Origin of the sequence: Paenibacillus amylolyticus, assembly GCF_003719335.1 — a bacterium.
GTDB lineage: Bacteria > Bacillota > Bacilli > Paenibacillales > Paenibacillaceae > Paenibacillus > Paenibacillus amylolyticus_D.
The window spans coordinates 71,723-85,639 of record NZ_RIAS01000008.1; the positions used below are offsets into that span (position 1 = coordinate 71,723).

General features: G+C 44.8%; 12 protein-coding genes. 1 reads left to right on the top strand and 11 read right to left on the bottom strand.

Annotated features, from left to right (window positions below; all coding sequences use genetic code 11):
- Positions 1 to 19: 19 nt before the first annotated feature.
- From EC604_RS15465 to EC604_RS15480, 4 genes are read right to left on the bottom strand one after another with little or no spacing between them, the layout of a single operon-like run.
- Positions 20 to 1,621: an extracellular solute-binding protein gene (locus tag EC604_RS15465; protein ID WP_123065026.1), complete on the bottom strand. Its 1,602-nt coding sequence runs from the start codon at positions 1,619 to 1,621 to the stop codon at positions 20 to 22.
- A gap of 57 nt (positions 1,622 to 1,678) precedes the next feature.
- Positions 1,679 to 2,578 (bottom strand): carbohydrate ABC transporter permease, encoded by a 900-nt coding sequence (locus EC604_RS15470; protein ID WP_123065027.1) that lies wholly within the window; start codon positions 2,576 to 2,578, stop codon positions 1,679 to 1,681.
- Positions 2,579 to 2,596: 18 nt separating this feature from the next.
- Entirely contained in the window at positions 2,597 to 3,556 is a 960-nt protein-coding gene (locus tag EC604_RS15475) for an ABC transporter permease (RefSeq protein WP_123065028.1), read from the bottom strand.
- Between the two features lie 11 nt (positions 3,557 to 3,567).
- On the bottom strand, positions 3,568 to 4,332 hold the full coding sequence (locus EC604_RS15480) for an alpha/beta hydrolase (protein ID WP_123065029.1): 765 nt from the start codon (positions 4,330 to 4,332) through the stop codon (positions 3,568 to 3,570).
- A gap of 484 nt (positions 4,333 to 4,816) precedes the next feature.
- On the opposite strand from EC604_RS15480, the gene EC604_RS15485 reads away from it, so the two are divergent.
- Positions 4,817 to 5,737 (top strand): serine hydrolase domain-containing protein, encoded by a 921-nt coding sequence (locus tag EC604_RS15485; protein ID WP_123065030.1) that lies wholly within the window; start codon positions 4,817 to 4,819, stop codon positions 5,735 to 5,737.
- A 134-nt stretch (positions 5,738 to 5,871) separates the two neighbouring features.
- Here EC604_RS15485 and EC604_RS15490 read toward each other — a convergent pair whose 3' ends face one another.
- The 7 genes from EC604_RS15490 to EC604_RS15520 form a co-directional block, all read right to left on the bottom strand.
- Positions 5,872 to 6,117, bottom strand: coding sequence for an AbrB/MazE/SpoVT family DNA-binding domain-containing protein (locus EC604_RS15490; RefSeq protein ID WP_090919903.1), 246 nt, complete (start codon positions 6,115 to 6,117; stop codon positions 5,872 to 5,874).
- 169 nt (positions 6,118 to 6,286) lie between these two features.
- On the bottom strand, positions 6,287 to 6,751 hold the full coding sequence (gene trmL, locus EC604_RS15495; RefSeq protein WP_123065031.1) for a tRNA (uridine(34)/cytosine(34)/5-carboxymethylaminomethyluridine(34)-2'-O)-methyltransferase TrmL: 465 nt from the start codon (positions 6,749 to 6,751) through the stop codon (positions 6,287 to 6,289).
- Between the two features lie 162 nt (positions 6,752 to 6,913).
- Entirely contained in the window at positions 6,914 to 8,002 is a 1,089-nt protein-coding gene (gene serC / locus EC604_RS15500) for a 3-phosphoserine/phosphohydroxythreonine transaminase (protein ID WP_123065032.1), read from the bottom strand.
- A 237-nt stretch (positions 8,003 to 8,239) separates the two neighbouring features.
- Entirely contained in the window at positions 8,240 to 9,664 is a 1,425-nt protein-coding gene (glnA, locus tag EC604_RS15505; protein ID WP_090919896.1) for a type I glutamate--ammonia ligase, read from the bottom strand.
- A gap of 413 nt (positions 9,665 to 10,077) precedes the next feature.
- Positions 10,078 to 11,142 carry a 3-deoxy-7-phosphoheptulonate synthase gene (gene aroF / locus EC604_RS15510; protein ID WP_123065033.1) on the bottom strand — a complete coding sequence of 355 codons (1,065 nt, stop codon included), beginning with the start codon at positions 11,140 to 11,142 and terminating at the stop codon, positions 10,078 to 10,080.
- Between the two features lie 291 nt (positions 11,143 to 11,433).
- On the bottom strand, positions 11,434 to 12,387 hold the full coding sequence (locus EC604_RS15515) for a 4-hydroxy-3-methylbut-2-enyl diphosphate reductase (RefSeq protein WP_123065227.1): 954 nt from the start codon (positions 12,385 to 12,387) through the stop codon (positions 11,434 to 11,436).
- A 68-nt stretch (positions 12,388 to 12,455) separates the two neighbouring features.
- Positions 12,456 to 13,916 carry a sensor histidine kinase gene (locus EC604_RS15520; RefSeq protein WP_123065034.1) on the bottom strand — a complete coding sequence of 487 codons (1,461 nt, stop codon included), beginning with the start codon at positions 13,914 to 13,916 and terminating at the stop codon, positions 12,456 to 12,458.
- Position 13,917 lies beyond the last annotated feature (1 nt).

Below are 13,917 nucleotides of genomic sequence, written 5' to 3' on the forward strand. Positions count from 1 at the left end.
GTTCTTCATTTCATTACGTTTACTTGAACTTTTCGTTCAGTTCGTCCAGATAAGGCTGAACCAGTGACATTTTGCTGTTAACCCATTCTTTCCAGTTGGCTTCCAAGTCTCCGCCTTTGAGGATCAAGTTGGCATATTCGTTTTGATAATCGAAAGAAGCTTGACTCTTCGCTTTGGAATCGTACAGGTTAACATCCCAATCGTATGGTGCCAGTGATTTACTTTCAGTACCCAGTTTAGCTTTTTCCTTGAACAATTCTACTGCTCTGTCACGATAATCTTTTTTGATTGCAGGGTTTACGACACTGAAGTCATCGCCCAGAAGGTACAGTCCTTCGAAACGTGCAGGATACTTATCTTCCAGCGTTGTTCCTTCAGGCAACAGATTTACCAGTTCTTTATTGTCATCATATTTCCAGTCCTTGCCTTCGAAGCCCATGTTGATCAGCAATTGTCCTTCTTTGGTTGCGGAGTAATCGATCAAGTCCATGATGCGTTCGAATTTCTCATCACTGATGTTCGGGTTAAAGATCAGAGCAGACCAGAAGTTCGCTTGCTCCATGTTACGGTATTTACCGTCATCACCAAGAACGATCGCTGTGTGAACGAGATCATCACTGTTGACGCCAAGGTTCTTTTTCATATCAGAATCCAGACCTTGTCTGTAAGAAGCAAGTCCACCAAGACTGGTTACAGCCGCTGTACCTGTTACTTTAAAGTTGTTTTGTCCTTCATTGTTTTTCCAAGTGTAGAACTCTGGGTTAAGCAGTCCATCTTTGTACGCTTTTTGCATCAATTTCAGACCTGTCAGCGTTTCTGGATCTGCAGGGCCCCAATGAAACTGACCATCTTCACCTTTGTAGAAAGGTACATCTGTCATCGCATGCACACTGTTAGGCATGATGATGTTGGTCATTGCATCAGCAGCATTGTAAGACAATGGCACCAGTTTATTGCCTACTTTACCTGGATCTTTTTCTTTTACCAGTTCAGCAAACTGATTCAATTCAGAAGTTGTGTAGGCATCTTTCAGTTCGAACCCAACCGCTTTTGCCCAGTCTTTACGAAGAGCAATAACACCGATTTGGTTGGTCAGCGGGTCAGCTGGTTTATTTTCAAAATAAATAGGTCTAGGCAGCAGGTAAGTTCCACCTGTCAATTCTTCCAGCTTGTCGCCCAGTCCTGTCAGCTTGTAAGCCGCAGCAACGTTAGGCCATCTTTCTTTCCAATCATCCGGGAACTTGTAGAACAAGCCTTGGTCGATATTGTTGATGGCATCGCCGTGTACATAGTTCCATACTGCCACATCCGGCAGGTCACCAGAGTTAATCCACAGGCGAAGTTTCTCACCCCATGAATCCCAGTCAATATAGTTGTAATCCCATTTGATGTTAAACTTGTCTTCCCAGAATTTATGGAACTCATTGTCCATATTCCCGTTTTTCACTTCGGTCAGATTCGCTACAGAAATGGTCAGGTTATCTTTGTAATTCCCTTCCGCATCTTTCTCGTTTCCACCCCCGGAACTGCTGCTGTTGGAACAAGCGGATACTACCAACATCAAGAGACAGAGTGTGATCGCAAATAACGATTTGACTGACAGCTTTTTACCCGTTTTCATGCTTTTACCCCCATGTTTTTAGTCGAATTTCTTGTGTATTGAAATCCTATGTGTATATCAGGTCTTGATAGCCCCTGTTAATACCCCTTTGGCAAAGTGCTTTTGCAGCATTGGGAAGAAACACATAATTGGTACCATCGTGACAAATACCGCAGCCATTTTCATACCCATAGAGAAGCTGCTCAGTTTTACCGCATCCACACTGGATGCATTGGATGCATTCGTTGTGGAAGTTACAATGATGTTCCTTAACACGTTCTGCAGTGGTAACTGGTCCGCTTTTCGCAGGAAGATCATCGCATCATACCAGCTGTTCCAGTAAGCTACACCGTAGAAGAGTGTGATGGTTGCCATAATAGGCGTGGCCAGCGGAAGCACCACGGAGAAGAGAATTTTCCACTCCCCTGCACCATCAAGTCTCGCGGATTCCATCAACGATTCAGGCAAGGTATAGAAGTAGTTCATCATCAAAATCATGTTAAAGGCACTGAAACTTCCTGCCAGAATAACAGACCATAACGTACCTGTAAGATGTAAAGATTTCATAATGAGGTACAGTGGAACGATACCTCCGTTAAAGATCATGGTGAACAATACCAGGAAAAAGAGAAACTTTTTAAATGGGAAATTGCCGCGGCTCAGGCCATAAGCCATGCTTGTGGTTAGGAACAAGCTGAGCGGTAAACCAATAACCAGCAAAATCAATGTATTTTTGTAACCCGACAGGATACTTCCGTCAGCGAACAGTGCTTTATACGAATCAAGCGTGAACTCTTTCGGGAACATCAGGAACGGATTTTCAGCATACTCTTTTTGGGTTGCAAACGAGATCATAATGACATTCCAGAACGGAATCAGAATCATCAGCGCAAGCACCAGTAAAACGGCAAATATCATGTAATCTAGAAAAGTCATTCGTTCGGTGCCAATCTTAGGCTTTCTTCCAGCTTTGCTCATCTCACTTCTCCTCCTCTCTTATCGGAACAAACCGTCTCCGCCAAGCCACTTGGCAAATCTGTCGGCCAGAAGCAGCAGTACCATATTCACCAGGGAACGGAACAAGCTGACCGCTGTCGAGAATGAAAAGTCGGTTGATGATTGGAACGTAATCCGATAGATATATACATCGAGTACTTCAGATACATTTTTCGTTGCGGCGTTCGCCAAGTTGAAGATCTGGTCGAAACCGGAGGACATCAATCCACCCACCGACAAAATAAACATCACTGTAATCGTTGGCATAATGTTTGGCAGCGTAATACGGAACATCTGCTGCATCCGGGATGCACCATCGATCTGTGCAGATTCATATTGATCCTGATCGATACCGGAGATCGCTGCCAGGAAGATAATTGCGCCCCAGCCGCTCGATTTCCAGATGTCGGTCAGCAGCAACATGGGAACAAAGTTTGATTCAGAACCCAAGAAGTTAATTGTTGGCAATCCAAGTAATCCAAGCGCACTGTTTACGAGTCCATCATAGGCTAGTACGTTGATGACTACACCGGATACAATGATCCAGGACAGGAAATGTGGAAACGTCAGAATGGTCTGGAACCACTTTTTCCCTCTACGCATCCGCAGCTCATTCAACAGCAGTGCCAGAATAATCGGGAATGGGAACTGAATAATCAGTTTCAAAATGTTAATGTAAAGCGTCCGCCATACGGCATCAATAAAGGTCGGATCACGGAAAACGTATTTGAAGTTTTCAAATCCGCTCCATGGACTTCCCCAGATTCCAAGGTTAGCCTTGTAATCTTTGAACGCCAGTGACAGGCCGCCCATCGGCATGTAGGCAAACAGGATCAACCAGACCATTCCCGGAATAAGCAGGGTGTATGTCATTCGGTGTTTCCAGATTTCAGTCCAAAGCGACTTGCCTCTCATGTTTGCCTTCAGCTTTTTGTTAGGTCCTTCGGCTGCAGGTTTCAATTTGCATCTCCTCACTCTACTATGGTGTTGTCGTTGTAAAGAAAATCAAACATCGTTTTCAGATGCTGTTCCCAAAATCGCCATTCATGCGTGCCAGGTGTTTCTACATACCGAAAATCAAATGCAGTTCCCTGCATATATTCGGCGTAGTCCCGATTCATGTCCACGAAAGGATCATGGTCCCCGCAACAACTCAGTATCTTCGGCAAGGCTCCTCCCTGCTCCAGCAGTCTCGCTGACAATGCGTAAATATCCTGATCAGCCTTTACCTGTAACCGTTCCCCAAAAACCGCTTTCATTTCCTTGATCATGCCTTCTGGCATATGAGGATCACGAAGGCGCGCCTGAATATTCGTTACACCAGATAAAGACACCACTTTGCTGTACTGTTCAGGATAGGTCAACCCACATTTCAATGCTCCATATCCGCCCATAGACAAACCGGCAACATATGTTTTGTCTGGGTCAGAATTCAGTTTCAGCAGCCTTTCACATAGTTCGGGTAATTCCTTCGTGATGTAGTGGAAGTAATTCAGGCCGTATTCCATATCCGTGTAATAACTGCGATTTGCTTCAGGCATGATGACGGTGCAACCATACTGGGCTGCATACATCTCAATGGTGGTCAGACGTTGCCATGTACTCGCATTGTCTCCTGCCCCGTGAAGCAGATATAGTGTACCGCCTGAAGTCTCTCCAGAGTCACTGGATACCACGTGTATGCTTGTATTCATGCATAATGTGGGCGATCCGGTTTCGATCGTAATATGCGCCATTGATCGTAACCCCTTTCATCTTTGTTGCTTTTAACTGCAGTTTGCTTTTTCTCTGTCATTGCGTGCCGTTACTTCTTCCCCCAACACGCTCCCCTTAACTGGCTTTGGTTATCGAAACGATTCTCTCGAATCGTTTCAAAAACACTCAACATTGATTTACTTGAAGTTTAAACATCCACATTTTACTTGGAAGCGATTTCTTCGAATCGTTTCGAATAAATCATAATCCCGTTGAGTAAACCCTGTCAATAACCTTTTTACAATTTTCGCGTTTTTTTATGAAAAAAGTGACCTGTTTGTTCCAATTTTGATCCAAAAGGCACTTATATAACGAGTATTTTCAGATTTGATCATTCATTATTACACCAGAATTGACATCAAACCAAGAATATACTAACATGAGTTCTAATTTTGCAATCCGATTACGGAAACGTTTCACCAGACTGGATTCATTCAGGTAAACGCTTGGAACTGGAGGATACTCATGGCCGAACAACTTAAAGGATTTGTTGACAAAATAACCAAAGAGAAGCTTCATGTGCACTCTGTACGTGTACTGCAAAACGGTCGACTTCTGGATGAATGGCATTCGGACGGAGATCGCAGGCGTGTGCAACATTCTGTAAGCAAATCCTTTACCTGTATGGCGGTTGGACTTGCCGTTGAAGAAGGACTTATTCAACTGGATGACACCTTGGGCGATTACTTCCCTTATGACCAAGCACAGCGAAATTCCTCACGACTGCCCTCTCCACGAGAGCTGACATTGCGGGATCTGCTTCGCATGTCATCAGGTCACGATGCCCCGCCTCTCTGGGCTGACGAACGCGCTTCTTTAGAGGAAAAGGACTGGGTCAAACACTACATGTCTTTATCATTGGATCGAATGCCAGGAGAACATTTTACTTACAGTAGTGGTGATACGTTTATGATCTCAGCCATGTTGCAAGAGACTATTGGTCTGACAGTAAAGGATTACCTCATTCCACGTCTTTTTGAACCACTAGGCATGGTTGATATCCATTGGGAGACTTCTCCGCTCGGCATTACCCTCGGATGTGCGGGTCTTTGGCTGAGTAATGAAGAACTAAGCCGATTTGGACAGTTTCTGCTTCAGGAAGGTCGCTGGAACGGTAAACAGCTCGTTCCAGTAGATTGGATCAGAGCCGTTACACGTAAGCAGATTGAGACAACAGGAGATGGAGATTGGGGAAAAGGCTATGGTTATCAGTTCTGGATGTGTTCGCATGATGCTTATCGGGCAGATGGAGCTTATGGCCAATTCTGCATTGTTCTGCCTTCCAAAGAGGCTGTCATCAGTATCAACAGTGAAGAGGAGAATATGCAAGGCATCTTGAACGCTGTATGGAATCAGATTTTGCCTGTGCTAAATCAGTTGAACTAAAGATGATTTATTAGTTTACATAGTCACTCGAAGATAGAATAGCCTTTCAAGTCGCAGTGTTACCTTATACAACGTTAAACAAGCAAAAAAACACCATGGAGTTTATATGCTCCATAGTGTTTTTTTGCTTGTTTTTATGAAAGCTGAGTCATTTCTTCTAAGCATTGTGCGCATATGTAACGCTCTTTAAAGTCATTGACATCTTCCATTGATCCGCAGAAAATACATTTCGGACGGTATCTTTCCAAGATAATGTGATCCCCTTGAACTAAAATTTCTACAGGATCTCCTTCATTCATTTGATACCTTTTGCGCAAAGATTTAGGCAATACGATCCTACCCAATTGGTCAACTTTGCGAACTACTCCTGCTGGCTTCATAGCTACGGCACACCTCTCCTATCTTACTCTAAATTTCTAGGTACATTAGTACTATATCTATAGATTCGCCAAAATTTTGTCGAATCCTGCTGGAAATAAACATTTTTTGTCCTTTTTTTTGAAAAATGTTTTTTTAACGAATTCTATCCGTCTTTTCGAATGTAATTCATTAATCCAGCCCTGGAAAATTTAGCTGACGCAGTGCTTCATATACAATAATTGCTGCTGAATTGGAAAGGTTTAATGAACGAACATCACCGCTCATAGGCATCTTCATGCAAGTTTCTGGATTAGCAGCAATTAATTCAGGTGGGAGCCCTTTCGTTTCTTTCCCAAACACAAGAAAATCGCCATCCTGAAATTCGAAATCGGAATACCGGTTTTTCGCTTTCGTTGTTGCGTAGAAAAAACGTCCGTCCGGATACTTCTGCCGAACCTCGTCAAAAGAATCATGATATTCGATATGAACGGCATGCCAGTAGTCCAGTCCAGCACGCTTTAAAGTTGCATCATCTGTCCGGAACCCTAAAGGACGCACGAGATGTAAATGGGTGCCAGTCGCTGCACAAGTCCGCGAGATATTGCCCGTGTTAGCCGGAATCTCTGGTTCAACCAGAACGATGTGTAATGCCATATGTGTTTGGTCTCCTTTTATTTCATGTTCATGTATACAACAATCCTCTAATTTTAAAGAAAAGCCCTCCACACGTCAATGTGGAAGGCTTTGCCACAGCAGGAGGACAGCTCATCGAAGCTTCACTACCGCCCTATTTGGTCATGCATTCTTTTCTTAGGGTTAACTGTTTGCCTGTTGGAAGTGGTTCATAAAGTCGGTAAGTGCCTTAACACTCTCATAAGGAGCCGCGTTATAGATTGAAGCACGAAGTCCTCCTACACTACGATGCCCCTTCAGACCTACAAAACCTTCCTGCTCAGAGGCTTTAATGAATTTCTTCTCCAGTTCCTCGGAACCGAGCCTGAACGTCACATTCATCAAAGAGCGGTCTTCTGATGCGACACAGCCGCGATAGAAATCCCCTGAGGAATCAATTGTATTGTACAGCAATTCCGCTTTTTTGATATTCTTTTGCTCCACACCAGCCAGACCGCCTTGTTCCTCAATCCATTTCAACACTTCATTCACCATATATACCGAGAAGGATGGCGGTGTATTATACAGAGAGTTGTTATCTACATGCGTGCTGTAACGGAACATGGTCGGAATCGTCTTAGGAGACTCACTCACCAGCTCCTCACGTGCAATAACAACGGTAATTCCCGAAGGACCGAGGTTTTTTTGTGCACCTGCATAGATCATACCAAACTGATTCAGATCAAACGGTTTACAGAAAATATCACTGGACATATCTGCAATGAGCGGTACCGATCCAGTATCAGGGAACGCTTTGAATTGTGTGCCTTCGATAGTTTCATTTGAAGTTACATGCACATAAGCCGTACGTTCAGGCAAACTCAAATTCGAAACATCCGGTAATTTCATGAACTTATCGGATTCCGAAGAAGCAACGATCTGCGTCTCTCCAATCAATTTCGCTTCAGACAGAGCCTTTTTGGCCCAGCTTCCTGTCATAATGTAACCAGCTGTCTGACCCGCCCCAAGCAGATTCATCGGCAACATCGCAAATTGTGTGCTTGCACCGCCTTGCAAGAAAAGAACTTTATAGCCTTTTGGATTGCCTAACAGTGACAACAAGCGCTCCTGAGCTTCATTATGTACAGACTCGTACACCGCCCCACGGTGTGACATCTCCATAATCGACATGCCTGTATTACGAAAATCTACAAATTCTGCCTGAGCACGCTCCAATACTTCTAGTGGCAGCGCCGCTGGTCCTGCATTAAAGTTATACGCTCTCTTTGTCAAAAAATCCCCCGCCCTTTCCATCCTTAACTGACATATGAAGTAAATATTATCGCTATGATATCAGTATTCCCTCACTGCTTCAAGGGGAATATGCACTGAAAACTACATTCTAGGCTATCAAATTACTTTATCACCCTAAAAAGTTAAAGCACTGCACTGTTTGCTTCAAGGAAAAGCCTCCGAGAGCAACTCCCGGAGGCTTTGAGCTGGAATCCCTTCGGTTCCGATTCCGACCGATTAGCAGTCGAAGTAGAGGCTGTACTCATGCGGATGAATGCGGATTGCAACAGCTTTAGCTTCATCACGTTTGAGATTGATATAGTTATCGATGAATTCTTTGGTGAATACGCCGCCTTCAGTCAAGAACTCATTGTCAGCTGCAAGTGCATCAAGTGCTTCTTCGAGGGAAGCCGGTACACTGCGGATGTTTTCTTTGTCTGCATCAGACAGGTCATAAATGTTTTTGTCCAGTGGACCGTATCCAAGCTCAGTTGGATTGATTTTGCGTTTGATTCCATCCAGACCAGCCATCAACATTGCAGAGAATGCCAAGTAAGGGTTAGCTGTGGAGTCTGGTGTACGGAACTCGATACGGCAGCCTTTAGGAGTTACAGCCGCTACCGGGATACGCACAGCTGCGGAACGGTTACCTTTGGAGTAAACCAAATTAACCGGTGCTTCATAACCAGGAACCAGACGTTTGAACGAGTTCGTGCTTGGGTTCGTCAAAGCGATCAGTGCTGGAGCGTGGTACAAGATACCTCCGATGTAGTGCAGAGCCATTTCGCTCAGGTTAGCATAACCACCTTTGTCATAGAACAATGGGGAATCGCCATCGAAGATGGATTGGTGAACGTGCATTCCGCTTCCGTTATCACCAAACAACGGTTTTGGCATGAATGTTGCTACTTTGCCATATTGACGTGCCGTATTGTGCACGATGTATTTGTATACAAGCAGGTTATCTGCTGTTTTCTTCAACGTATCAAAACGGAAGTTGATTTCAGCTTGACCGGCAGTTGCTACTTCATGGTGATGACGCTCGATGGACAAACCGGCTTCTTCCAACAAACGACACATTTCGCTGCGGATATCTTGTTGAGTATCCACTGGAGCTACTGGAACATATCCACCTTTAGTACGAACTTTAAAGCCCAGGTTACCGCCTTCTTCTTTGCGGTTTGTGTTCCATGATGCTTCTTCGGAATCTACGAAATAAGAAGAGCTGTTCGTTCCGCTCTCATAACGAACATCGTCAAAGATGAAGAACTCGGACTCTGGTGCGAAGAACGCTGCAGTACCTACGCCGCTCTCTTTCAGGAAAGCTTCAGCTTTCACTGCGATGCTGCGGGGATCACGCTCATAACGCTCGCCATCCGGTGTGAAAATGTCACACATAACATTCAATGTAGGGTGTGCAGTGAACGGATCGACATAAGTCGCTTCAGGGTCAGGCATCATAACCATATCGGACTCTTCAATACCACGGAAACCTTGGATAGAAGAACCATCAAACGCTACTCCATTTACGAACGTGTCTGCATCAACAGCCGAAGCTGGCAAAGAGATGTGATGCGCACGACCAGCCAAATCTACAAAACGAAAATCTACCCACTCGATGTTGTTCTCTTGAATTGATTTCAATACGTTTTCAACCGACATGTATTCGTCCTCCCAAATATTCCGAACATTAAACAACCCCACGAAGAAAATGTCTATATATTCGAATTTTTTTCTGTCGTCATTATAAATTCTGAAACATAACATCGTCAATACTTATGTGAGGTATTTTTTGCGAGCATGTAAGGTATACTTACACTCTATAATATTTAAAAATACATATAACAACGTTAATTATTTATATTTGACCGATTTAATGCGGTGAAGCAACCCTGAAAATAGCCTAAATCATGGAAAAACATGACATCATAAATGTTTCTTATCACCTTTGATTAATAAATATGTTCATCTATGCAAAATAGACGAAAAACCGGACATCTACCCAAATTGTTCACAAGGAACAAATCTGGATAGATGTCCGGTTTTGACTCTTCAAATCTGGATATCCGTGTTAATTATACACCTACACGTGCCGGAAAAAATGCAGCAGGCTGTTTAGCTGTGTTAAATGTTTTGCCCACAATAGGAGCTAGTTTCTCCAGATCTTGTAGCAGGTTCGCAAACTGGTCAGGGAACAGAGACTGCACACCATCGCCAGTCATAGAGTTATCGGGATCTGTGTGCATCTCAATAATCAAGCCGTTAGCTCCTGCGGCTACCGAGGCTTTGGTCATTGGTTCTACCAATTCACGGCGTCCTGTACCATGGCTCGGGTCAGAAATGACTGGCAGATGGCTCAGAGACTGCAATACAGGGATCGCTGAAAGATCTAGTGTATTCCGTGTATAGGATTCGAACGTACGGATACCACGTTCACATAACATCACATTCGGATTGCCACCAGCAAGAATGTACTCCGCTGCATTAAGCAATTCATCGTATGTCGCACTGAATCCGCGCTTCAACAATACCGGTTTGCCGCACTCACCCAGCTTACGTAACAAGTCGAAGTTCTGCATGTTACGTGTACCCACCTGCAGAATATCCGCATACTCTGCGCAAATATCTACGTATTCAGGCGTCATGACTTCCGTAATCGTCAATAGATTATGCTTCTGGCCCGCTTCCGCCATCATGATCAAACCTTCTACACCCGTTCCTTGGAAGCTATACGGTCCCGTACGTGGTTTGAAGGCACCTCCACGAAGAACCTGACCACCCGCCGCTTTCACAAGGCCAGCAATTTCATCAATTTGTGCTGCAGATTCAACCGCACAAGGCCCGCCCATAACGACAAGCTCTTTTCCGCCGATATCTACACCTTTGATCGAAATTACGGTATCTTCCGGATGGAAGTCACGACTTGCTAATTTGTAAGATTTCGAAATCTTCACCACGTTCTCTACGCCCTTCATTTGGCGCAGGTGTTCTTGCATTTTAGGTTCCACTTTACCAATTAATCCAATGATGGTGCGGTCCTCTCCGCGGGATACATGTGCCTGCAGCCCTTCCTTTTCAATCACACTAACGATATCTTGAATCTGGTCCTCCGAGGTAGCTTTGCCTGCAATTACGATCATAAATTGTCCCATCCTTCCTTGTATAAGAGCACTCGTTTATTTCGTGCGTCTGATTGTCTTGTGGTTCGTATCCCAAAAATCCTGTCGCACTTAAACGCTTGTTCGCTTTTAAGCTTTTAATCACTAAAGTAAATGTAACACAGTTTCTTCCTATCGTCAAGAAGTAATCGTTATGTCCGGCACTCTCTATAGGTAAAACATAAAATGTATAGACAAAAAAACATCCTGCTATACCACCTCCAAATAAAACGAGGATCTGCACAGCAGGATGTTTCCTATTCACTTTCGAAACTATGTGGTACGTGTCTTCTCTCGAACTGGAGGCAGCAACTTGCTCATATTAACGGTACGTTTGATGTCCCACGTCTCCGGCTGATCATGCTCATACTGCTCCAGATATTGAATAACTTCCTTGGTGATTGGTGTTGGAGTTGAAGCTCCTGATGTCACAGCCACTTTCTGCACACCTTTCAACCAGTCTTGTTGAATTTCAGATACGTCTGATACACGGTATGCCGTCACGCCCGCAATCTCCTCGGACACTTGTGCCAAACGATTGGAGTTGTTGCTGCGTGGATCACCTACAACAATAACAAGGTCGGCCTGCCCAGCTTGCTCTGCTACCGCTTCTTGACGTACCTGTGTAGCGAGACAGATTTCATTATGAATTTCAGCTCCTGGGAATTTCTCCAGCAACCGGCTCATAATGTGTTTGATGTCCCATTGACTCATTGTCGTCTGATTGGTAATCAAAATTTTCCCGGCAGGCACACTCAGACCTTCAATCTCTTCTTCCTTCTCAATCAGATGAACACGGTCTGGTGCAACACCAATCGCACCTTCCGGCTCCGGGTGATTCTTCTTACCAATGTAGATAATATCATAACCTTCAGCCGTCTTTTCCCGGATCAGATCATGAGTCTTCGTCACATCCGGACATGTTGCATCCACTGTGGTAAGTCCTTTCTCCCTAGCCAGCTTGCGCACCTCCGGTGAGACACCGTGAGCCGTGAAAATGATCGTGCCACTCTCCACCTGATTCAGAATCTCCATCCGATTCGGACCGTCCAGTGTAATAATGCCCTCATCTTCAAAAGAATCTGTCACATGTTTGTTATGCACAATCATACCTAATATATAAATAGGCCGTGGTAAATCCAGGTTGCGTGCCGCCTGACGTGCAAGCACCATGGCATCTACAACACCGTAACAGTATCCCCGCGGCGAAATTCGCAGTACTTCCACTTGGTTGCCACCCGCTTTCTTTTCGGCTGTAACGGCCGATGTAATTGCAGTCTTCATCTATTATACCTTTATTCGATAGGCGGGGCAAAGACTACAGGCAACCAGATGATAAAAGTGGTTCCTTCTCCTCGTCTCGTTACCACTTCAACCGAGCCGTTATGCTCCTCAATGATCCATTTGGCAATGGATAATCCAAGTCCGATGCCCGGCGTCGCACCGCGAGATTCATCTGCCCGGTAGAAACGGTCAAAGATAAACGGTACCTGATCCCGTTCCATGCCGATTCCCGTATCACTGATCCGCAGTCCGACCTGCCCTTTGTATAACAGAGCATCCAGCGTAACCGAACCCTCTGGGGTGTATTTAAAGGCATTTTCGATAAAAATAAACAAGACTTGTTGCAGATAATCTTTGCTTCCGTTCACATAAATGCCGTTCAGAATCGACAAATCCCCTGGGAGCCAGTCGGCCTGACGATCCAGGAATTGGGCCCGGCGTGCCACTTCCTGCACTAGAATCTGCAGCGGAATAGGATTAAGCTCGATTTTCTGACCTGTATCCGCTCTGGCAAGGGATAACATATCACTGATTAGACGGCTCATACGTTTGCCTTCATCAGCCATATCCTCAATCGCTTCAATAGACATCTGCTTGATCGTTTCTTCATCCAGATTCGGACGGTCATTTCCCTCTTGATCCCACAGCTTTTTCAGGAAATCAACATTCCCTCGAATCGTCGTCAGCGGTGTCCGCAGCTCATGGGAAGCATCAGATACGAAACGTCGTTGCGCTGCATTCGTCTCTTCGAGCCCACGGAAAGACAGCTCCGTTCGCTCCAGCATGTTATTTACCGTTTCAATCAGACGACCGATCTCATCCTTCGGCCCCGAATACTGAATACGCACACTAAGATCGTCTCCAGACTGAATTTGATTAGCGGCATCAATCACATTAACCAGCGGCCGCATGGACTTACGGGCCAGAATCAAACCGGATGTAATGGCAAGCGCCATAGCTACAAGCCACCCAAACACAAGGATATTCCGCAATGCCTCCAGCAAACGCTCCTGTGAACTGACATTAGCACCGACCTGAAGTAGCCCCCTGATGTCATTGGTTCCCTGAAGTGACAGGGCTTGTTGATTCACAAGAAAAGGAATGCCCTCCACGACCATTTTAGTTATCCCTATTTCTTCACGTATATTGTGAATCTTGGCAATAGGAAAAGAAATTCCGGATTTAACTAAATTGTCCGAACGCTTATAAGATCCACTCTGATAATCGACCAACTGAATATAAATTTGAGCTTCTTGAAGTTGACTCTCTGCAAAAGGCTCCAGGTCCAGCGTCTGTGATAGCGGATTAACTCCAATCTGCTGCGTGATTCTCAAGCTCTTTTCTCTTAACTGCTGTTCTACTTCGTTGTACGTATTGAAATAGACAAACGCATAAATGACCACACCCCAAAAGATCAGCACGGCTGCCAGTATACCCGAGTACCATGCGGTTAGTCTCAACCGAATGGACATG

Excerpts from the sequence above, each read along its gene's own strand:
- EC604_RS15470 (WP_123065027.1), bottom strand. The coding sequence starts at position 2,578 with ATGAGCAAAGCTGGAAGAAAGCCTAAGATTGGCACCGAACGAATGACT.
- glnA (WP_090919896.1), bottom strand. The coding sequence starts at position 9,664 with ATGTCGGTTGAAAACGTATTGAAATCAATTCAAGAGAACAACATCGAG.
- EC604_RS15485 (WP_123065030.1), top strand. The coding sequence starts at position 4,817 with ATGGCCGAACAACTTAAAGGATTTGTTGACAAAATAACCAAAGAGAAG.
- EC604_RS15465 (WP_123065026.1), bottom strand. The coding sequence starts at position 1,621 with ATGAAAACGGGTAAAAAGCTGTCAGTCAAATCGTTATTTGCGATCACA.
- EC604_RS15520 (WP_123065034.1), bottom strand. The coding sequence starts at position 13,916 with ATGTCCATTCGGTTGAGACTAACCGCATGGTACTCGGGTATACTGGCA.
- aroF (WP_123065033.1), bottom strand. The coding sequence starts at position 11,142 with ATGATCGTAATTGCAGGCAAAGCTACCTCGGAGGACCAGATTCAAGAT.
- EC604_RS15490 (WP_090919903.1), bottom strand. The coding sequence starts at position 6,117 with ATGAAGCCAGCAGGAGTAGTTCGCAAAGTTGACCAATTGGGTAGGATC.
- EC604_RS15480 (WP_123065029.1), bottom strand. The coding sequence starts at position 4,332 with ATGGCGCATATTACGATCGAAACCGGATCGCCCACATTATGCATGAAT.
- trmL (WP_123065031.1), bottom strand. The coding sequence starts at position 6,751 with ATGGCATTACACATCGTTCTGGTTGAACCAGAGATTCCGGCTAACACG.